Origin of the sequence: Dyadobacter flavalbus, from assembly GCF_006149045.1 — a bacterium.
In the GTDB taxonomy this organism is placed as follows: Bacteria; Bacteroidota; Bacteroidia; order Cytophagales; family Spirosomataceae; genus Dyadobacter; species Dyadobacter flavalbus.
This window is the reverse complement of sequence record NZ_VBSN01000028.1, coordinates 20413-39396: the sequence shown is the minus strand read 5'-3', so window position 1 is coordinate 39396 and position 18984 is coordinate 20413. Positions and strand designations below refer to the sequence as shown.

Sequence of the window (18984 nt, the reverse complement as noted above, 5' to 3'; positions counted from 1 at the left end):
AAATCTGTTTGTGCTTCCTGCAAGTATGGACATGTAAAATGCTTTGTTCAAAGCTTCAATCAGATATTTTCAGAAGTCCAGTCAATCAGACTTCCGGCTTCCCTGTCCAGTAAAAATTCCGCGTTCAGGTGATTCTGCAATACGGTTGCCGGGAAAGCCGGCGTAACGGGAAATGACAGCGCGCGCTGTATAACCTGTGCCTTGGAACTTCCGTTAGCAAGCAGAATGGCCGTTTTTGCTTCCAGTATATGCCTGATTCCCATTGTAATGCCTTTTTCAAGAACAGCCGTTTTACTGAAATATTTCTGCCCTGAAACTTTTGTCACTTCATCCAGCTCCACTACATGCGCATACGTATCCCACGCAGTTCCGGGTTCGTTCAGGGCAAGATGGCCGTTTAGCCCGACGCCAAGCACGATTAGGTCCAGACCGCCAAGTTCAGAAACGATTTTATTGATCCTTTCACATTCTGCAAACGGATCCCTTGCTTTTCCGTCAAAGAAAATAACCTGATTGTCTTTCAGGCCGACAGGCTTCAGAAAGTCCCTGTTGATCATATAACGGCCGCTTCCTTCGTCTTCACCGCCCAGCCCGACCCATTCATCCAGCCCTACAAAAATGCAGCGTGAAAAGTCCACATTTCCTTTCTGACTGGCGGAAACAAGGGCCCGGAACATACCGACCGGCGTACTGCCTGAAGGCAGACAAATGACAGAATCCGGCTTATGGTTCAACAATGCACTTACACGGTCGGCAGCTGCAAGGCTCATTGCTTCATAATCAGGATAAATGCTGATTTTCGGAATCATACTTTTACAGAAATCATAAATTATACCGGACAATCTAAACATTCTTTTTTAGCCGCTAAACATTTATCTGTAAAAAACACCAAAAACTGCAAGCTCAATCCTAACTTTACCCCGTTATCCGCATTATTCATTTTCAATATTCATACTACATATAAAATGGAATACCGCATAGAAAAAGATACCATGGGCGAAGTTCAGGTGCCTGCCCATGTATACTGGGGCGCTCAGACACAACGTTCCATCCAGAATTTCCCGATTGCCCAGGACATCAATAAAATGCCGAAGGAAATTATTAAAGCCTTTGCATATCTGAAAAAAGCGGCTGCCATTACCAATTTTGAAGCCGGTGTTCTTCCAAAAGAAAAAAGCGATCTGATCGGTACGGTCTGCGACGAAATTCTGGCCGAAAAACTGGACGACCAGTTTCCGCTTGTTGTATGGCAAACCGGTTCCGGAACGCAGTCCAACATGAACTGCAATGAAGTCATCGCTTACCGCGGGCATGTTCTGCAAGGCGGGGACCTGGCCGATAAAACCAAATTCCTGCATCCGAACGATGACGTAAACAAGTCGCAGTCCTCCAACGATACGTATCCGACGGCCATGCACATTGCCGCTTACAAAATTCTTGTGGACGTCACGATTCCGGGCATTACAAAACTCCGCGATACGCTGAAAGCAAAAGCCGAAGCTTTCAAGAATGTGGTGAAAATCGGACGTACGCACTTTATGGATGCCACGCCGCTTACGCTCGGGCAGGAATTTTCGGGCTATGCATCGCAGCTGGATCATGCTCTGCGCGCTATTTCCAACACGCTGGCGCATCTTTCGGAACTTGCACTGGGCGGAACTGCGGTGGGAACCGGGATCAATACGCCGGAAGGCTACTCCGAAAATGTCGCCAGACATATTGCAGAACTTACCGGACTTCCTTTCATTACCGCCGAAAACAAGTTTGAAGCACTGGCCGCACACGACGCCATTGTGGAAGCGCACGGCGCACTGAAAACAACTGCAGTAAGTCTGATGAAAATCGGAAATGACATCCGCATGCTTTCTTCCGGCCCGCGCTCCGGCATCGGCGAAATCCATATTCCGGACAACGAACCCGGAAGTTCCATTATGCCCGGAAAAGTGAACCCGACGCAATGTGAAGCCATAACCATGGTGGCAGCACAGGTGATGGGCAATGACGTTGCGATCGGTATCGGCGGATCAAACGGGCATTTCGAGCTGAATGTCTTCAAACCTTTGATGGCGTACAATTTCCTGCATTCCGCAAGACTGATCGGCGATGCCTGCGTTTCGTTCAATGACAACTGCGCAATCGGCATTGAGCCTTTGCATGAGAATATCAAAAAACATGTGAATAATTCACTGATGCTTGTAACGGCACTCAATACCAAAATCGGTTATTACAAAGCGGCAGAAATCGCGCAGACAGCGCATAAAAACGGCTCAACGCTGAAAGAAACGGCTGTTGCGCTTGGATATGTAACGCCCGATGAATTTGACGCCTGGGTAAAACCGGAAGATATGGTCGGAAAAATCCAGTAAATCAAGATTGTCCCTGAACCTGATTTTTAGTGCTCCGCCTTACCGGCGGAGCACTTGTTTTTGTTTTGAAAAGCAATTTACATTTGGCAAAAAAAAATCAGGTGCCTTGTATTTATGAACATTGAAAAAACACTTCTGGCAGATCCGGTGCAATCCCGGCAACTGGCTGTCCGCGTTGCGGATTATGCGTGCACGGATGAAGAAATTTTCAGTGAACTGATGAACTGCTTTTTCAGCGAACATTACCGGCTGGCGCAGCGGGCAGCTTACAGCGCAGGCATTGCCGCGCAGAAAAAACCTGAACTCATTCAGCCGTACATTGGCAAACTTGCTGCGTGCCTGACGCGAAAAGACGTTCACGATGCTGTAATCCGAAACAGTGTAAGGATTCTGGAAGATGTTGCCATTCCCGAAGCATTTCACGCCGAAGTCATGAACAAATGCTTTGAACTGGCTGCCGACCGAATGGTTCCGGTTGCCATACGCGCTCTTTCCCTTACCGTTCTGTACAGACTGTCATTGATTTATCCGGAGATTAAAAAAGAATTGCGGATTATTATTGAGGAAGGCATGGAATTTGAAAAAGCTGCATTCCGGTCGAGAGGAAAGAAAATACTGGCGCTGATAAAATGAATGAAGTATACATTAATCAGCTATAAAAATACAAGACCGTGTAAAAACAGGTAAAAGGTTTTAATTTGCTTCTTTTAAACTAAACTATTAAATGGTTATTTACTGTCATTCCATGCTTGATGAATCGCTGAGGAACAAACTCGGCGAAGCCTTGTCTCCGCAGCATACCATTCATTTCCGTACAGAGTCAACTACTGACGAAGAAGCGAAATCTGAATTTCAGCATGCTGAATACATCCTCGGCAATCCGCCCGTAGACTGGTTTGATGCTTGTCCGGAAAGTCTTAAATTCTGGCAGCTGGACTCGGCAGGATTTGATCAGTATGCTTCTATTCCGATACGCAGTGAAGTAAAAGTGGCCAATATGGGCGACTGGTTTGCACATCCCTGCGCCGAATCCATTGTAGGCGGCGTACTGGCACTTTACCGCGGCCTCGACAAACTGACGCTTCTGAAACAGAAATCGGAATGGATTGGGTCAAAGCTGCGCTCGGAACTGAAAATCCTTCATCAGCAGAATGTAATTATTCTGGGGGCTGGTACAATCGGCATGGCAGTGAACACCATCCTCAAAGGTTTTGGCTGCTTCACGCATCTGATGGCCAGAACTTCGCCCGAAGCGGACCTTCACAGCCGTGAGGACCTGTTTAATGAACTTCCTTATGCGGATCTGGTTATCAATACATTGCCGGGAACAGCAACGCATTTTGCTGATGCGGATTTTTTTGCAGCCATGAAAGATCAAAGCGTGTATGCAAGCGTGGGAAGAGGAAGTACGACGGACGAGCATGCATTGATCGAAGCACTGAATTCCGGCAAGCTGGAAGGCGCCGTGCTCGATGTTACTGAAACGGAACCTTTGCCGCAGGAAAGTCCGCTCTGGAAAATGGACAATGTAATCCTTACGCAGCATACCGGAGGCGGCCACCGAAATGAACACATGGGGAAAGTGGATTTGTTTCTGAACAACATTTTCGCGCTTGAAAACGGCAGCAATATTGTGAATGAAGTAAGCCTTGTAAAAGGATATTAAGTAAATTTTTCAGCGTATGTTATTTGCAGAAGAAACAGAAATTCTAGACAGAATAAAGGAAAGATACATCCTTGAATTCGGCAGTACGGACAATGCCCGGGTATTCCGTTCGCCGGGCAGGATCAACCTGATCGGTGAGCATACCGATTACAACAATGGCTTTGTACTGCCAGCAAGCGTGGATAAAGCGGTGTATTTTGTTATTGAGCCAAGAACTGACGATCATGTTCTGCTGATTGCGGCCGATCTGGATGAATCGTACTCGTTTGCACTGAACGATCTTTCCAAACCGGAACAGTCGTGGCCGCATTATCAATTGGGCATTGTGGAGCAGATTTATAAAAAAGGTTTGAAAATCGGAGGTTTTCAGGCGGTGTTCGGCGGGAATGTTCCGGTCGGGGCCGGCTTGTCGTCTTCGGCTGCGCTGGAATGCTGTCTGCTTTTTGGACTGAACGAGATTTTTCAGCTTGGGCTTGACCGATTCACGATTGTAAAAATGTCGCAGAAGGCAGAGAACGAGTACGTCGGCGTGCAATGCGGCATTATGGATCAGTTTGCTTCTGCTTTCGGGAAAGAAGAATCTGTCATCCGGCTGGACTGCCGTTCACTGGAATACGAGTATTTCCCGTTCCCGATGCACGATTATCTGATTGTGCTTTGCGATACAAACGTCAAGCATTCACTGGCCAGCTCGGAATACAATACCCGCAGGCTGGAATGTGAAAAAGGCATTTCAATCCTGAAACAGCATTATCCCGAAGTAGAAAGCCTGCGTGACGCAACGCCTGAAATGGTGCAAAAACACAAGGATGAGTTGGGCGACGTCGTTTACCGCCGCTGCAAATACATTACGGAAGAAATCCAGCGCGTGCAGGATGCATGTGATTTTCTGGTACAGAAAAATCTGGAAGAGTTTGGAAAGAAAATGTATGAAACGCATTACGGCCTGCAGCATGAATACGAAGTAAGCTGTCCGGAACTGGATTTTCTGGTGGAACAGACGGTTAACAATCCTGCGGTACTCGGCGCCCGGATGATGGGCGGAGGCTTTGGCGGCTGCACGATCAATCTTGTACAAAAAGAGGCTGTTTCCGAATTTGAAAATAAAATGAAGGAATCCTATAAAGAAAAGTATGAAATAGACCTTCCTTGTTATAAAGTAAAAATTACAGCCGGAACGGACGAAGTAACCCAGTTGTAATAAATACCCGAACGACCAACAACAAACCGTACATGAAAAAGATCCCTTTTTTACTCACTGCGCTGATTAGCATTTGTATGTTCAGCTGCTCCAAAACCAACCAAGAAGAAAAAATGATCAGTACCATTTCCAAAGAAACATTCGGCGAACTTCCCGATGGCCAGAAAGCGGAACTTTATACGCTTACGAACGGCAATGGCATGACCGTCAACATTACCAATTACGGCGGGATAATTACCAAACTGACAGCGCCGGATAAAAGCGGAGCATGGACGGACGTTGTGCTCGGATTTGATTCACTTGCTCCGTATCTGAAGGACAGCCCCTATTTCGGCGCTTTGATAGGACGTTACGGGAACCGGATTGCCAAAGGCAAGTTCACACTTAATGGAAAAGAGTATTCGCTTCCTGTCAATAACGGCCCAAATTCATTGCACGGCGGCTTGAAAGGCTTTGACAAAGTTTTGTGGAAGGCAACAGAGATCAAAAAGGATTCCGTTGTGGGTCTTCAGCTCGAATACCTGAGCAAGGATATGGAAGAAGGCTATCCGGGAAACCTGACCGTGAAAGTTACTTACACGCTCGACAATGACAATGCATTGTCAATAAACTACACGGCTACAACGGATAAGCCAACGGTTATCAACCTGACAAACCATTCCTATTTCAATCTTACGGGTTTAAAGCGCGACATTCTGAACCATGAGGTTACGCTTGTTTCGGACAGCATTGTTCCTGTTGACAAAAACCTGATCCCGACCGGAAAGCTGCGTGCGGTGGAAGGAACGCCGTTTGATTTCAGAAAATCGGTCAAAATAAACGATGGCATCAGCAAAACGGATGAACAACTTACAAATGCAGGCGGATTTGACCATTGCTGGGTTATTAAAAGAACAGAACCCGGTCTGATGCTGTTTGCGACGGTGAAAGAACCGGAAAGCGGAAGGAAAATGGAAGTGTTCACAACGGAACCCGCCGTTCAGTTTTACACAGGAAACTTTCTGGACGGAAGCCTGAAAGGAAAAAATGCTACTTACGTAAAACGTTTCGGTTTTTGCCTGGAAACAGAACATTATCCCGATTCCCCGAACCAGCCGCAGTTCCCGTCAACGGTGCTGAATCCCGGAGACACTTATAATACAACCACAAAATACAGGTTTTCAGCAAATTGATTCTTTTAAAATCCTTGTATCCAAAAGGCAGGACTTAACGGTTCCTGCCTTTTTTGCGTTAGCATCATACAAGCTTTTCAGATCAGGCGTTATTGAAACAATGATTTTGCAAACAGCCTGCAACCTTGGTACGGTTCGCTTTTTCCGGCATATAAACCGGAAATAAAACCGGAAACAATTACCTTTATTGAACAATCAATAATCGCGTATGTTAAGCAGAACAGTAAAAGTAAGCAACGTCACCAACTTGTCCGATGCCCGTTATTGCGCAGGGATGGGCGTAGAAATGCTTGGTTTTTCAATAGACGAAGATTCTCCCAATTACATTTCCCCAAAGAAATTTGAAGACATATGTTCATGGCTGGCCGGCGTAAATCTGGTGGCAGAAACCGCACAGACCGACCCGCAGGCAATCCTGAATGCATTAAGCAATTATCCGGTGCATTCGGTTCAGGTGGAAACGCCGGGAATGCTCCACTATTTACGCAGCGAACTGAACCTGCCGCTGATTTTACGGATCAGTGCCGATTTGTACGGTGCCGATGAAATCAGCTCCATATGCAGCCGTTACGATGGAGAAGTTTCCTACTTTTTGCTGGAAAGCGATAATGAAACAAGCCTTACCGAAGCATGGATGCATGTGCTGGAAAACCTAACGGCGGAATATCCCGTTCTGGTCGGCTTCGGACTGGACAACGAAAATAGGGTGAGCGAACTGACCGGACGCTTTCCGAATGTCGGGATTGCATTGCGCGGCAGCGAAGAAATTCGCCCGGGTTACAAGGATTTCGGCAGCATGATGGATATCCTGGAAGCGTTGGAAGAACAGTAATGCTTTTTAATGGGTTATATTTAAATAAAATCACTTTTAAACAACAGAAACAGTACGCTTTGCAGCTCCTGACGGTTTTGCAAAATTGGCTCTCCTCAAATAAATCCGCTTAACACGGCTTTCAGCCGATAATAATGATTAGGTTTACAGTATCTTGCATTACCTACTACCTTTGATTACAAATAAACACCAAGCTAATCATGGAAAAGAAATTGCACCGCATACCCGATCAGGCTGTTTTTGGAGGAGTTGCATCCGGAATTGCCCAATATTTGCAAATAGATGTTGTTATTGTCCGGATACTTTTTGTCGTTATGTTGCTTCTGCCTATTCCGCCGAGCTTCGGCTGGACCGGCATTTTGTACATCATCCTCTGGGCAGTGCTGCCGACCGGCCCGGCGGCAGATGTTTACACGACCAGTTTTGACAGCAATGCTTCCAGAACTCCTGATCCCGTCTGGGACAAAAAACGGTCGGATCAGACGGTGATGATACTGGGCGGCGTGCTGATATTTTTCGGCGCTGTGATGCTTGTCGATGATTTTCCGATATGGTACCAGTTCAAGCAGTATTTCTGGCCCCTTATTCTGATTGCCATTGGTGCATTCCTGATCCTTCGCCAGCGGGACAAAGATCAGGAGAGCAATACGACCGTTTATCCTACGACACCTCCTCCGGTTGATCCTGTAAAGCCCGATCCTGATCCACAGCCCTATACGCCGTTTTCACCGGCTTCCACTACTTCTGCTTCGCACTTTCCGGAAGATCCGCAAAATAAAAAGCGGGACGACGAAGACGACGATCAGATTATTAAAGTCAACTGAGGAAAAAGCATTTCCGGTTACAGTAACATTCCCAATCTTACATTTAACTTTTTTTAGTCATGAACTTTAGAAACATTTTCTGGGGCGTAATCCTGATCATTACAGGTTCCCTTTTTCTGATAGAAGAACTTACATCATTTGATTTCGGCCGTTTTTTCTGGCCGATTATCATGATCACAACGGGCGGGCTGCTGCTTTTACGCAACTTCCTGAATTCTGATCTTTCCAACAGATCAAACATATAAAATCATGAAAAACTCGCGCGGACTGGTCTGGGGCGGACTGCTGATCATTTTTGGAATGCTCTGGTTGCTACGAAATCTGAACCTGCTGGATATCCATTGGGATGAAATCCTTCCTTACTGGCCGGTTTTACTCATTATTGCCGGAGCCGTCCTGCTGGCGACGGGGCGGGAACATAACACTTCCGGGGCATCGGGCGGATTGGTCGGGTTGCTGGTCACACTTGCTGTTTTCGGAGGGATCATCAACCGGACAGACAGGGCTTTTGACCGCCATAAGGATAACTGGCACTTCAACTGGAATGACGACGACGATGACAACCCTGATGAAGAGAACAGTTATCACGAAGACCGTGACGACGACGAAGACAAGGACAGAGACTATGAGAATGATCGCCGCAGAAAAAATGATAGCCGTCCGGTGAATGGTTTTTACAAGTATGAAATGGAAGATTTTATACAAAAAGCCAATTTTCACCTTGAAGGCGGCGCAGGTTCCTTTTCAATGGACGGAAATACGGCAAAGCTTTTTGAAGCCAATACAAAAAGCTCCATGGTAAAATTCCTGGCTAATACTTCCATCAATAAACTGGACAAGTCGGCTACTGTAAACCTGAAAATGGAGGACGGAAACATCAGGATAAAAAAAGGCGAGATTTCCAATCAGGCCAAAATCCAGCTTAATGAAAGGCCCGTCTGGAACATTGACCTTGGCATCGGGGCCGGGAACGGCAATTTTGATTTCAGTAATTACAAAGTGGAAAAGCTGAAAGTAAGTACCGGCGTTGCGGACATGAAAATCCGTATGGGTAGCAAACTTGCAGAATCCAACGTTGAAATCGAAGCCGGCGTTGCATCCGTTACACTTGAAATACCGAAAACGGTCGGCTGCGAAATGCATATGGACGGCGCACTGAATGCAAAAAACATGGACGATATGGACAAAGTAAGCAACGGACTTTACCGTTCACCGGATTTTGAACAGTCTGCAAATAAAATCATTGTTCACTTCGAAGGCGGGCTTACGAGCATTAATATAAAAAGATACTGATTCCGGCAGTTCTGAACCGGAAAAGTATACCATCGGGAAATGAATATCTTTGCAGCAGTTTGCAACGGATATTCATTTTTTTTATGCCTCAGAAAGTTTTCTTTTTCAGCTTGATTCATTGCCTTTTTTATTTCAGCAGTTACAGTCAGAAAGATGTAAACAAGCGTGCAATTCCGGCCATCGAGCAAAAAATGATAGAACAGGGTTTGGTTAATATTCAGGTCATTGACCCGGACATCAAGGTTGAACTGAAATATTCCACGACGGATAATTTTATTGGAAAGGACGTTTACGGCAATCTTGAAAATGCTTACTTACAGCCCGAAATGGCTCAAAGATTAAAAAAGGCAAACACACTTCTGAAACAATCGCACCCCGGCTACAAACTGCTTGTGTACGATGCGGCGCGGCCTAATTCGGTACAATATGATCTCTGGAATGCGCTGGACAATCTGAAAATTCCTGCAAAAAGCAAAACGCAGTATGTAGCTGATCCGAAAATCGGCTCGAATCACAATTTTGGCTGTGCAGTGGATCTAACGGTTGCTGATGAAAAAGGTATTCCGCTTGATATGGGCACAAAATTCGATTTTTTTGGTCCGCTTGCTTATCCGCGTTCCGAGCAGGAAATGCTGAAAAAAGGCAAGTTGTCCCAAAAGCAAATTGATAACCGGAAAATCCTGCGACTTGTGATGACACAAGCCGGCTTCAAAACCAACCCAACCGAATGGTGGCATTTCGACGGCATGTCCAAAAGTGCTGCCCGCGCAAAGTACGGAATGATCAAGTGATGAAATAATGGCCGGCATTCGTGAAAATACCGGCCATTAAGAAGTTTGTTTATCTATCAAAATCCAATCCTTTTTCTTCCGTTCTGCATGGAACTGCCTTCTGCATAGGCGCGCAATTCTGCCAGTTCGGTTTCAAATCCTCCTGAAAGAATCGGGAAACGGCACCACGTTCTCGGATCAAGGTTCAGGTCGTCCAAATGGAAAGACGGCGCATAACGTTCTCTTTTCCATTGATTCCGGCTCCATAGCTTGAAGAAACGTTCCGTCCAGGCAAGAATCTGTTCGTTGGTATAAATTCCTTTATAACCGACCTGCAGATTGCGGTAACATTCCAGCGGCGATTTTTTATCACGGATCGCATGTCTTTCCAGTACGTTCAGGAATTCGTACGGCATCAGATCCGCTTCGTCCGTTTGCGTATTGGCAAGCGGGCGCAGTTCCGCAGTCGGCTGCAGACTGTTCACTTTTTTCAGACCTTCAATTTTAATGTGTTTGCCTTTTACCTCGCATCCGGCTGTTTCCAGCCAGCGGAGCCATTGCCGCAGATAATGTTTGTCAATCCCGGCCAACGGACTGATGCTTCCCGCCGTATCGCCGTCCATCGTGGCATAGCCGACAGCTACTTCCGAGCGGTTGGAAGTAGAAAGCAGCAAATGATTGGACAAGTTCGTCAGCAGCCATACGCCCGGGGCACGAACCCGTGCCTGAATATTCTGCAGTGCGATATCGTCCTGTTCCCATGTCAGTTTCCGGCCGATCTGTTCTTCGATCAGGCCTTTGTACGTCTCAACAAGTCCGTTGATATTAACATTGTAAAACGTGGAACCGATGGATTCCGCCAGTGACTGCGCGGATTCCAGCGTATCCGTGGAGCTGTTTTCTGTTCCCTGATAAATATTGTGGATCAATGCCAGTGCAAGGTCTTCTTCTGTTTCCGCATTCTGAATTTCCTGTATGTAGGAAAGCTTCTGTTTGAATCTTTCCATTCCGATGCTTTCATCGGCAAGCCGGATCATCAGTCCGCACAAGGCTGTACATGCGCAGGAATCTGCTCCGCCGGATAGTGAAATGGTAAAACCTCTGGACTTGCTTTTTCTTAGGTAATCAAATAAAGCCAGACAAACTGCGCGGGCAAATTCCTCTTCTTTCAGCGCACCGCCTTTTTCAAACGGCTCGATATCCGGAACCTGCTGCGGAACCGGATCAATCACCGGAAAATCAAACCGGCCCTGAACACGCCATGTACGATCTTTTGCCGGAACGGTGATTTTGCTCTGAACCTGGCTTAATCTGGTAATTTCCGTATCGATAACCGCTGTCGTAATCAGATAATCCTCGTAACTGAAACGCGGGCTTGAAGCCAGCAGATCGCCGTTGGACGCGATCATGGAATCGCCGTCATAAACCGCGCGGCCGGCTTCATTACCCAGTAAATTGGTATAAATATAACTGCATGAAAATGCTCTGGAAGCATCCACAACCAGCTTTTCACGCGTTATGAACTTGTTGAAGGCAAAATGGCTTGCGCTCGGATTCAGGATAATATCCACGCCGCGCTCGTAATGGCGCCTGGCCGGGCGATTGGCAACCCAGCCGTCTTCACAGATTTCAAAAGCGATTTTCACACCGTTTGATCCGCCCTGAATGGGTCCGTTAACGATATCAAACACGACGTCGCCGATCGGGTACAGCATCTGGTTTATTTCAATGCTTTCCACAATCCCCGGCTGCCACGGACGGAACCAGCGCGCTTCATAATGAATGCCGTTATTGGCCAGAAACTGTTTACAGTAAAATCCCACGATCTGTTTGTTGGAAATCAGGCAGGCAGCATTGTAAATGCTCGTATTATGCCTTACCGGCAATCCGACTGCCACCACCATGCCGACCGTTTCCTGCACGATTTCAAGCAGGCAGCGCTGTGCCTGTTCAACAAGATCGGGAGCAAAAAAGTAATCGTCGCAACCATATCCCGAAATACATAATTCCGGCAGGCACAACAAAGTCACCTGCTGCTTTCGGGCTTCTTCTATGGCATTTATAATATTCCTTGTATTGGATTCCCACGCCATCGGCGTTTGATTGACTACTCCGGAAGCCGCTTTGATCAAAGGCATAGAACTGTTATCTGATTAATGAATAAAGATTCTGTTATGCATAAAAACTGTATGCCGGCAACTTAATAAAATTTGCTTTTTCATACGGGCAAACTTTTTCCCTATTTTTGCTGAACATAAAATTAACTGATTCCTCTTGCAATTTCCCTCTTTCATTGCCAAACGCATTCGTCATAACGAAGCAGGCTCATTCTCGGCCACAGTTTCAAAAATAGGCGTTGCCAGCATTGCTGTTGGAGTTGCCGTCGGGATCATTGCATTTGCCGTCCTGCTCGGCTTCAAGCAAACGATCCAGCAAAAAATATTCCTTTTCGGGGCACATATCAACATCAGTTCCTTTTCAATCGGCAATACGTATGAAGAAGGCCCGATCCCGCTCAAAAACCCGGTTTCGGATGCATTGCCCAAAATCCCTGAAATAAAACGCTGGCAAACCGTCGCCCATAAATCGGGAATCCTGAAAACACCGGAGGAAATAAAAGGGATTATCCTGAAAGGCGTCGGCAAGGATTATGACTGGGACGCTTTCAAAAGCAGCCTTAAGGAAGGAAACCTGATCAGCAGAAAAGACTCTTCGTCCATCAAATACGGCTATTCCTCAGAAATCCTGATCAGCAGGAAAGTTGCCGCGCAGCTCCGGCTGAAAACGGGCGACGATGTAATCCTTTATACCCTGCAGAATCCGCCGCGTCCCAGAAAACTGACGATCTCGGGCATTTACGATACGCAAATGGAGGAATTTGACAATAATCTCGTCATCGGCGACCTCGCGCTTGTTCAGCGGCTGAATGGCTGGGGGCCGGATTCCATTGGGACTTACGAAGTTTATTTAAAGGATTTTGAAAAACTCGATGAAGTTTCCGACCGTTTGAAAATGATCCTTCCGCCAGCGGTTTATCTGCAGAAAGTAACCAGCAGCTTTCCACAGATTTTTGACTGGCTTATTTTGCTGGACCGCAATACGGCTGTTTTCCTCACACTCATCCTTTTTGTTGCCTGTTTCAACATGATCTCCATTCTGCTGGTCATGATCATGGAACGCACGCCTCTGATCGGGTTACTGAAAACGCTCGGAAGCCCGAACAAACAGATCAGACGGGTTTTTCTGAGAGTCGGGCTTTATATGGTCCGGCGCGGACTGATCATCGGCAATGCTGTCGGCCTGCTTTTCTGCTGGATTCAGTATCATTTCAAACTCATTTCCCTCGATCCCGTCAATTATTACATGGACACGGTTCCCATCGTGTTTGACTGGCCGATATTTCTGATGGTGAATGTCATTACCATTGTCATTTCGGGACTTATCCTGCTGATTCCTACGCTGATCATTACCAAAATCCAGCCAATAAGAGCTTTGCTTTTCAAGAAATAACGGCAGCTGATCTTTTCGACTTTATTCCGGAACAAGCAACATTGTAAGCTGAAAACGGACAGGCTTTTCAGAGAAATCAGTTCCAGACAAACCGGTAAAGCTGCTCGGCGGCACGGAGCAACGTATCGTCATTTTTTGCAAAACAAAACCGGAGTACCTTGTAATCCACCTCTTTGGAGTAAAAAGAAGAAACCGGAATGGAAGCCACGCCGGCTTCTGCCGTCAGCCTTTCGGCCACGGCAATATCTTTATCCTCAGACAGATTCTGATACGATACATTCTGAAAAAAACTTCCCTGCGAAGGCCTGAAAACAAATCCGGTACCCGCGATGGCCTCATTGAAAAGGTCCCGCTTGTTCTGGTAAAATGCGGCCAAAGCGGTATAATGCTCCGCATTCTGCAGATACTCGGCAATGGCGTATTGAAATGGCGTTGCCACGCTGAAAACAAGGTATTGATGTATTTTCCGGAACTCGGCGGTCATTGCTGCCGGTGCCATACAGTAACCGATTTTCCAGCCGGTAATGTGAAAAGTTTTACCAAATGAACCGCAGAGAAAAGTGCGTTCTGCAAGCGCAGGAACGGAAGCGGCAGAAATATGAATACGCCCGTCAAAAATGATATGTTCATAAACTTCGTCGCTGATAACGGTCAGATCGTGTTTTTCCGCAAGCAGCGCCAGTTGCTGCATATCCGCCTGCATCCATACGTTTCCCGTAGGGTTATGTGGCGTATTGATGATCACTGCTTTTGTCCTGGAAGTGACTTTTGATCCGACTTCATTCCAGTCAATGGATTGATACTGCGGATCAAGTGTGATAAAAACCGGGATTCCGCCATTCAGCTCGATAGCGGGAACATAACTGTCGTAAGCCGGCTCAAATACAATTACCTCATCGCCCGGCCGCACCGCAGCCGTTATGGCCGTGTAAAGTGCTTCTGTTGCACCGCTCGTAATGGTTATTTCGGTTTCCGGATGATATTGCCTGTAATAACTTTTCAATACCTTTTCTGAAATCGCTTCCCGCAGCGGCATGATGCCGGCCATCGGTGCATACTGGTTTCTACCCGAATTCATGGATTTTTCCACCATACGTTTCAGTTCCGGCGTACAGTCAAATTCCGGAAAGCCTTGTGCAAGATTAATGGCCTGATACTCTTCGGCCAGTCTGGACATTCTTGTAAAAATGGTCGTTCCTACATTGGGAAGCTTGGAATCGCTTCGTTTCTCAGCAGACATAGGTTAAAAATGATTTCTTCAGCATGATATTCAAAACCTGCATAACGCAGCAAAGCCAAATATAACAGTTGCAACCAATTTGATACCGCTGCCGGTCTGTAAACAACATGATTCCTTTTCTTACGGTCGGATCATGCTGACGAATAGTATAAAATACCGATAAAGACTTCTATTCTTTGATCTCTTATTTCGCTTTTTCAATGAGCAACTTTCCAAGCAGCCTCTTTTGTCTTTTACTCCGCATTCCTCCGTTCTTCTTTGCACAATGTATGCAATGGCAGGAAATACATGCCGGAAACCGGAAAGGCACAGCCGGAAAAGCAGGCTCCTGCGATCCTCTGAAAGCCGGTGCTATAAATACATCCAGGGCAGAAACCGGCAAGCCGAATTCAGCCGGAACAGTAACGTAACGTTACATAACCAGCTAATCACAGGCCGTCCAGATTGGTAAAATCCATTGTAAAATGGCCGGTTTCAAGCGGGTTCCGCGCCAGTTCGGCAGCAAGGAAATGCGGGTAAATCGGAACCGAATCCAGACTTCGGACATCAATCCAACTGAAAAGCAGTTCTTCCTGGCCCTCGCTTCCTGAAAAATCCGTCTGGTCCTTTAAACCGGGAATTTCCATTTCAAAATAAAAGCCGATTTCATGATGTCTGATGCCGTTATAGCGAAAGAAATTTTCCGAAATCCAGAGCATTTTGCCGACTTGCACCTGCATTCCCGTTTCCTCCTGCATTTCCCTCAGCAGTGTATCTTTTGAAAACTCGAACAGTTCCGCACGGCCGCCCGGCAGGCTCCAGAAATGGTCCGACGGCGTTTTATGCATAAGCACTTTTCCGTTCAGAATGGCAACGCCTGCCACGCGGTAATTGAAAAGAGAATCCTGAACCGGAAGACTGATCATTTCAACAGAAATTACCTTTGGAAACAAATTATTCAGCGAAGCTGCGAATTTAGAAAGGAAATGCAAAATACCCGCTTTGCATTCCGATCAGTAGGAGAAATCCGGAGCCGGCTTTTAACAGCAAATACATTGAAGATTTTATATTTGTAACCATTACTTAACTTGTATTCTGTCCCAATTCCATAATTATGATAAAAATGAAAATTAGAAAAACGTTGTTACTCGCTGTTTTCCTGCTACTTGGAAATATGATTGCATTTGCACAAGGCAAAGATGAAAAAGCGGTTGCAGATGCCGTGGAAAAACTGCGGGTTGCCATTGTCGATGCCAATGAAGAAGCACTGAACAAACTTACTTCGCCCATGCTTTCATACGGCCACTCCAACGGGCTTCTGGAAGATAAAAAAGAGTTCATCCGTGCCCTGACGAGTGAAGAATCCAACTTTACTAAAATCGAGCTTACCGACCAAACTATATCCATCTCAGGCGATGTTGCGCTTGTGCGTCACAAGCTGGCGGGCGAAACGCATAACAAAGGCAAAGATCCGGCTTCGGTCAAACTGGGTATTTTAATGGTTATGCAAAAAACAAAAGGCGAATGGCTGCTGCTGGCACGTCAGGCTTTCAAGCTATGAAAGCATGCCTTGCTGTAACCTTTGCTTTATTGTCTTTTTCACATGCTTTTGCCCAATCCCGGAAAACTGAAAATCTGGTTGTTATTGTCCTGGACGGCATGCGCTGGCAGGAAGTTTTCGAAGGCGCAGATTCCGCACTGATCAACAAACCGCAGTTTACAAGGAACAAAGACCGGATAAAAAGCCGGTACTGGAATGATGACGCCAAAAAGCGCCGGGAAAAACTGATGCCGTTTTTCTGGAATACGGTTGCTGCCCAAGGCGTAGTTTACGGCAACAGGAATTTCGGAAACACAGCGGATGTTACCAATCCTTTCCGGCTTACTTATCCCGGTTTCAGTGAAATGCTAACCGGTTTCGCCGATCCTGCGATAAGTTCCAACCGGCTGGTTACAAGCAAGTCGCAGAATGTGCTGGAATTCATTAACAGGCAAAATGCATATCAAGGAAAAGTGGCCGTCTTTGCCACTTCAGACCTTTTTCCTTTTCTGCTCGACCGCGCAAACAGCAAATTGTATATCAATGCAGACAGCGATTCGCTTGCATTTTTATCCAAGGAATTTCAGCTTCTCAATGAAATGCAGCGCCTGAGCAACAAGCCTACAACCGAACGCCCCGACTTGCTTACTTACTTTGCAGCCAGAGAATACGTAAAGGCGTACAAGCCCAAGGTATTGTATCTCGCATTGGGCGAAACGGATGCATTTGCGCATCAGGGCAATTATGATCAGTATCTGGAAACGGCAAAGGCGGAAGATCAGATGATTTCGGAGCTGTGGACATTGATGCAGTCCATGCCGCAGTACAAGGACAAAACGACGCTGATTGTCACCTGTGATCACGGACGCGGCAACCAGATCAAAGAACAATGGATCGGGCACGGCGCACAGATCAAAGACTCCGGAGAGATCTGGATTGCGGCAATGGGCCCGGACATCAAAGCATCCGGTGAAGCAAAAAACAAGGGCCAATTGTATCAGGCTCAGCTTGCAGCCACCATGGCCGCCATACTGGGTTTTGATTTCCAGCCGGAAACGCACAAGGCCATGGAACCGATCCGTTCCTTGATTTTAAAGTAGGTGGCTATTGGCTGTTAGCTATTGGCTTTTGGCTTTTGGCTTTTAAAAAGATGAATATTTAATCATAAGCAAATGGCAATTGTTAAAACCTTAACCGGTTTGTAACAATTGATTTATTAAGATTAACAGCCCTAATTCGTTGGCCTTACCGGAACCGGAGCCGATGCGTGATAATCTTTCTGAATGATCTCGGCATAACGGTCCATTAATTCGATGACCTTTTCCCGTGATTTGGAACGGACAACCAAACCGACATGATGCGGTTCGTTCATGCGCCAGACAATTTCAGGATCGTTGAAAACGGAAACATCAGGCCATTCCTGGCGGGTAAGGGAAATGATAATTCCCGCGTAATCCTTTCTGACCGGCGGCAGTTTGTAGCTTTCGCCTTTTGCCTCTGCCGTTTCCATTCTTGCCCATTCTTTCCAGAGGTTTATTCCCGAAGAAGCTTCCACCATTTCGGATAAATTGGCACCTCCGACGCGTGAAGAAGTTTCCAGAAAATAATATTTTCCGTCGTCGTAACAGCGGATTACTTCGGTATGCGATGCGCTGTGTTTCAGGCCAAAAGCTTTCAGCAGATCTACGGCAAGTGTTTCCAGCGCATGGTCTTCCGCCGAATCGAACGGAACGGTAACCGATCTGAAAATTCCGCCGCCGTGCGCCACATCAAAAGGCGGCGCGAGGTATTTGCTGTTCCATGAAAAAATCACAATTCCGTTATAGGAAATGGAATCCACATGATAAACATCGCCCGGCTTGTACTGTTCCACCAGATAAGCATGTCTTTTGTCGCCGAGGTCGTGGATGGTCTGCCATAATTCCTCCGCGCTGTGCATTTTTTTTATACCCGTTGCGGAAGCTTCCGACCGGGGCTTGATCATCCACGGGCCCGGATATTTTTCTATAAACCGGTTGATATCGTCGTCATTGAACAAAGCAGAAAATCCCGGGACCAGAATGCCGGATTCCGCCGCTTTGGTACGCATGGCCAGTTTGTCCCGAAAGTATCTTCCCGTCGTTTGTCCCATGCCCGGAATGCGGAAATATTCGCGGATATGTGCTGCTTTTTCCACATCAAAATCGTCCAGCGCCACTACACGGTCAATGGGCCGGGTGCGCATGACATAAGCCAGACCATTGATGATGTCGTTCATGTTATAAGTCCCGTTTTCACTTTCTTCTACATAAAAGAATTCATCAACGGCTTCTCTGGCCCACGGTTTGTTTTCCAGCTTTTTTGCCGTCAGCAAATAGACTTTATTACCGGCTTCTTTACAGGCTTTCATAAAATCATTTCCCTTGAAGAATGTTGATATACAAAGAAAAGTTAAGGTCCGGGTCATAAAAAGGTGCTTTGGTGAATAATCGTAATGAGCAATCCGGAAAGGATCACAACCATACTTACTTTCTCAAATCTAGCAAATAGAACCAGTTCTGCAAGAAAATGCGGTTAATTTATAACACAATTATTCCGGCCCGAATTCTGAA

General features: G+C 46.4%; 19 protein-coding genes. 14 read left to right on the top strand and 5 right to left on the bottom strand.

Features of this window, described 5'->3' with window-relative positions; translation table 11 throughout:
• Positions 1–59: 59 nt before the first annotated feature.
• Positions 60–809, bottom strand: a complete 750-nt coding sequence (locus tag FEM33_RS09700) for a glucosamine-6-phosphate deaminase (RefSeq protein ID WP_139011867.1) — start codon at positions 807–809, stop codon at positions 60–62.
• Between the two features lie 156 nt (positions 810–965).
• On the opposite strand from FEM33_RS09700, the gene fumC reads away from it, so the two are divergent.
• The 10 genes from fumC to FEM33_RS09650 all read left to right on the top strand — a co-directional run bounded on the left by fumC (position 966) and on the right by FEM33_RS09650 (position 10145).
• Positions 966–2366, top strand: a complete 1401-nt coding sequence (gene fumC, locus FEM33_RS09695; RefSeq protein WP_139011866.1) for a class II fumarate hydratase — start codon at positions 966–968, stop codon at positions 2364–2366.
• 114 nt (positions 2367–2480) lie between these two features.
• Positions 2481–2999 (top strand): HEAT-like fold family protein, encoded by a 519-nt coding sequence (locus FEM33_RS09690; RefSeq protein ID WP_139011865.1) that lies wholly within the window; start codon positions 2481–2483, stop codon positions 2997–2999.
• 91 nt (positions 3000–3090) lie between these two features.
• Positions 3091–4032 (top strand): D-2-hydroxyacid dehydrogenase, encoded by a 942-nt coding sequence (locus FEM33_RS09685; protein ID WP_139011864.1) that lies wholly within the window; start codon positions 3091–3093, stop codon positions 4030–4032.
• Between the two features lie 16 nt (positions 4033–4048).
• The gene (locus FEM33_RS09680; RefSeq protein WP_139011863.1) at positions 4049–5233 is read left to right on the top strand and encodes a galactokinase; all 1185 of its coding nucleotides are present in this window, start codon (positions 4049–4051) and stop codon (positions 5231–5233) included.
• A 32-nt stretch (positions 5234–5265) separates the two neighbouring features.
• Positions 5266–6405: an aldose epimerase family protein gene (locus FEM33_RS09675; protein WP_139011862.1), complete on the top strand. Its 1140-nt coding sequence runs from the start codon at positions 5266–5268 to the stop codon at positions 6403–6405.
• 208 nt (positions 6406–6613) lie between these two features.
• Complete coding sequence (locus FEM33_RS09670; RefSeq protein WP_139011861.1) at positions 6614–7237, top strand: beta/alpha barrel domain-containing protein; 624 nt, start codon at positions 6614–6616, stop codon at positions 7235–7237.
• Between the two features lie 200 nt (positions 7238–7437).
• Positions 7438–8061 carry a PspC domain-containing protein gene (locus FEM33_RS09665; protein WP_139011860.1) on the top strand — a complete coding sequence of 208 codons (624 nt, stop codon included), beginning with the start codon at positions 7438–7440 and terminating at the stop codon, positions 8059–8061.
• Positions 8062–8120: 59 nt separating this feature from the next.
• A complete protein-coding gene (locus FEM33_RS09660) occupies positions 8121–8306 on the top strand; it encodes a LiaI-LiaF-like domain-containing protein (protein WP_139011859.1) in 186 nt (61 codons plus the stop codon).
• Between the two features lie 4 nt (positions 8307–8310).
• Positions 8311–9354: a toast rack family protein gene (locus FEM33_RS09655; RefSeq protein WP_139011858.1), complete on the top strand. Its 1044-nt coding sequence runs from the start codon at positions 8311–8313 to the stop codon at positions 9352–9354.
• A gap of 83 nt (positions 9355–9437) precedes the next feature.
• Positions 9438–10145, top strand: a complete 708-nt coding sequence (locus tag FEM33_RS09650) for a M15 family metallopeptidase (RefSeq protein ID WP_139011857.1) — start codon at positions 9438–9440, stop codon at positions 10143–10145.
• Positions 10146–10201: 56 nt separating this feature from the next.
• Here FEM33_RS09650 and nadE read toward each other — a convergent pair whose 3' ends face one another.
• Complete coding sequence (nadE, locus tag FEM33_RS09645; RefSeq protein WP_139011856.1) at positions 10202–12262, bottom strand: NAD(+) synthase; 2061 nt, start codon at positions 12260–12262, stop codon at positions 10202–10204.
• A 136-nt stretch (positions 12263–12398) separates the two neighbouring features.
• Between nadE and FEM33_RS09640 the strand changes: the two genes are divergently transcribed.
• Positions 12399–13634 carry an ABC transporter permease gene (locus FEM33_RS09640; RefSeq protein ID WP_139011855.1) on the top strand — a complete coding sequence of 412 codons (1236 nt, stop codon included), beginning with the start codon at positions 12399–12401 and terminating at the stop codon, positions 13632–13634.
• Positions 13635–13710: 76 nt separating this feature from the next.
• Here FEM33_RS09640 and FEM33_RS09635 read toward each other — a convergent pair whose 3' ends face one another.
• A complete protein-coding gene (locus FEM33_RS09635) occupies positions 13711–14874 on the bottom strand; it encodes a methionine aminotransferase (protein ID WP_139011854.1) in 1164 nt (387 codons plus the stop codon).
• 200 nt (positions 14875–15074) lie between these two features.
• Between FEM33_RS09635 and FEM33_RS09630 the strand changes: the two genes are divergently transcribed.
• A complete protein-coding gene (locus FEM33_RS09630; protein ID WP_139011853.1) occupies positions 15075–15284 on the top strand; it encodes a hypothetical protein in 210 nt (69 codons plus the stop codon).
• A gap of 18 nt (positions 15285–15302) precedes the next feature.
• Here the strand turns inward: FEM33_RS09630 and FEM33_RS09625 are convergent, their stop codons facing one another.
• Positions 15303–15845 carry an NUDIX hydrolase gene (locus FEM33_RS09625; RefSeq protein WP_229214172.1) on the bottom strand — a complete coding sequence of 181 codons (543 nt, stop codon included), beginning with the start codon at positions 15843–15845 and terminating at the stop codon, positions 15303–15305.
• Positions 15846–15976: 131 nt separating this feature from the next.
• Between FEM33_RS09625 and FEM33_RS09620 the strand changes: the two genes are divergently transcribed.
• Together FEM33_RS09620 and FEM33_RS09615 are read left to right on the top strand one after the other, a co-directional pair.
• Entirely contained in the window at positions 15977–16414 is a 438-nt protein-coding gene (locus FEM33_RS09620) for a nuclear transport factor 2 family protein (RefSeq protein ID WP_310588819.1), read from the top strand.
• Between the two features lie 29 nt (positions 16415–16443).
• Positions 16444–17493: an alkaline phosphatase family protein gene (locus FEM33_RS09615; protein WP_161597090.1), complete on the top strand. Its 1050-nt coding sequence runs from the start codon at positions 16444–16446 to the stop codon at positions 17491–17493.
• Between the two features lie 131 nt (positions 17494–17624).
• On the opposite strand, the gene FEM33_RS09610 is transcribed toward FEM33_RS09615, so the two are convergent.
• Positions 17625–18839 carry an ATP-grasp domain-containing protein gene (locus FEM33_RS09610; RefSeq protein ID WP_139011851.1) on the bottom strand — a complete coding sequence of 405 codons (1215 nt, stop codon included), beginning with the start codon at positions 18837–18839 and terminating at the stop codon, positions 17625–17627.
• Between the last annotated feature and the right edge of the window lie 145 nt (positions 18840–18984).

Coding starts and splice junctions, on each gene's coding strand:
- FEM33_RS09665 (WP_139011860.1), top strand. CDS start 7,438: ATGGAAAAGAAATTGCACCGCATACCCGATCAGGCTGTTTTTGGAGGA.
- FEM33_RS09630 (WP_139011853.1), top strand. CDS start 15,075: ATGAGCAACTTTCCAAGCAGCCTCTTTTGTCTTTTACTCCGCATTCCT.
- FEM33_RS09650 (WP_139011857.1), top strand. CDS start 9,438: ATGCCTCAGAAAGTTTTCTTTTTCAGCTTGATTCATTGCCTTTTTTAT.
- FEM33_RS09680 (WP_139011863.1), top strand. CDS start 4,049: ATGTTATTTGCAGAAGAAACAGAAATTCTAGACAGAATAAAGGAAAGA.
- FEM33_RS09685 (WP_139011864.1), top strand. CDS start 3,091: ATGGTTATTTACTGTCATTCCATGCTTGATGAATCGCTGAGGAACAAA.
- fumC (WP_139011866.1), top strand. CDS start 966: ATGGAATACCGCATAGAAAAAGATACCATGGGCGAAGTTCAGGTGCCT.
- FEM33_RS09620 (WP_310588819.1), top strand. CDS start 15,977: ATGAAAATTAGAAAAACGTTGTTACTCGCTGTTTTCCTGCTACTTGGA.
- FEM33_RS09610 (WP_139011851.1), bottom strand. CDS start 18,839: ATGACCCGGACCTTAACTTTTCTTTGTATATCAACATTCTTCAAGGGA.
- FEM33_RS09690 (WP_139011865.1), top strand. CDS start 2,481: ATGAACATTGAAAAAACACTTCTGGCAGATCCGGTGCAATCCCGGCAA.
- FEM33_RS09655 (WP_139011858.1), top strand. CDS start 8,311: ATGAAAAACTCGCGCGGACTGGTCTGGGGCGGACTGCTGATCATTTTT.
- FEM33_RS09660 (WP_139011859.1), top strand. CDS start 8,121: ATGAACTTTAGAAACATTTTCTGGGGCGTAATCCTGATCATTACAGGT.
- FEM33_RS09675 (WP_139011862.1), top strand. CDS start 5,266: ATGAAAAAGATCCCTTTTTTACTCACTGCGCTGATTAGCATTTGTATG.
- FEM33_RS09670 (WP_139011861.1), top strand. CDS start 6,614: ATGTTAAGCAGAACAGTAAAAGTAAGCAACGTCACCAACTTGTCCGAT.
- FEM33_RS09635 (WP_139011854.1), bottom strand. CDS start 14,874: ATGTCTGCTGAGAAACGAAGCGATTCCAAGCTTCCCAATGTAGGAACG.
- FEM33_RS09700 (WP_139011867.1), bottom strand. CDS start 809: ATGATTCCGAAAATCAGCATTTATCCTGATTATGAAGCAATGAGCCTT.
- nadE (WP_139011856.1), bottom strand. CDS start 12,262: ATGCCTTTGATCAAAGCGGCTTCCGGAGTAGTCAATCAAACGCCGATG.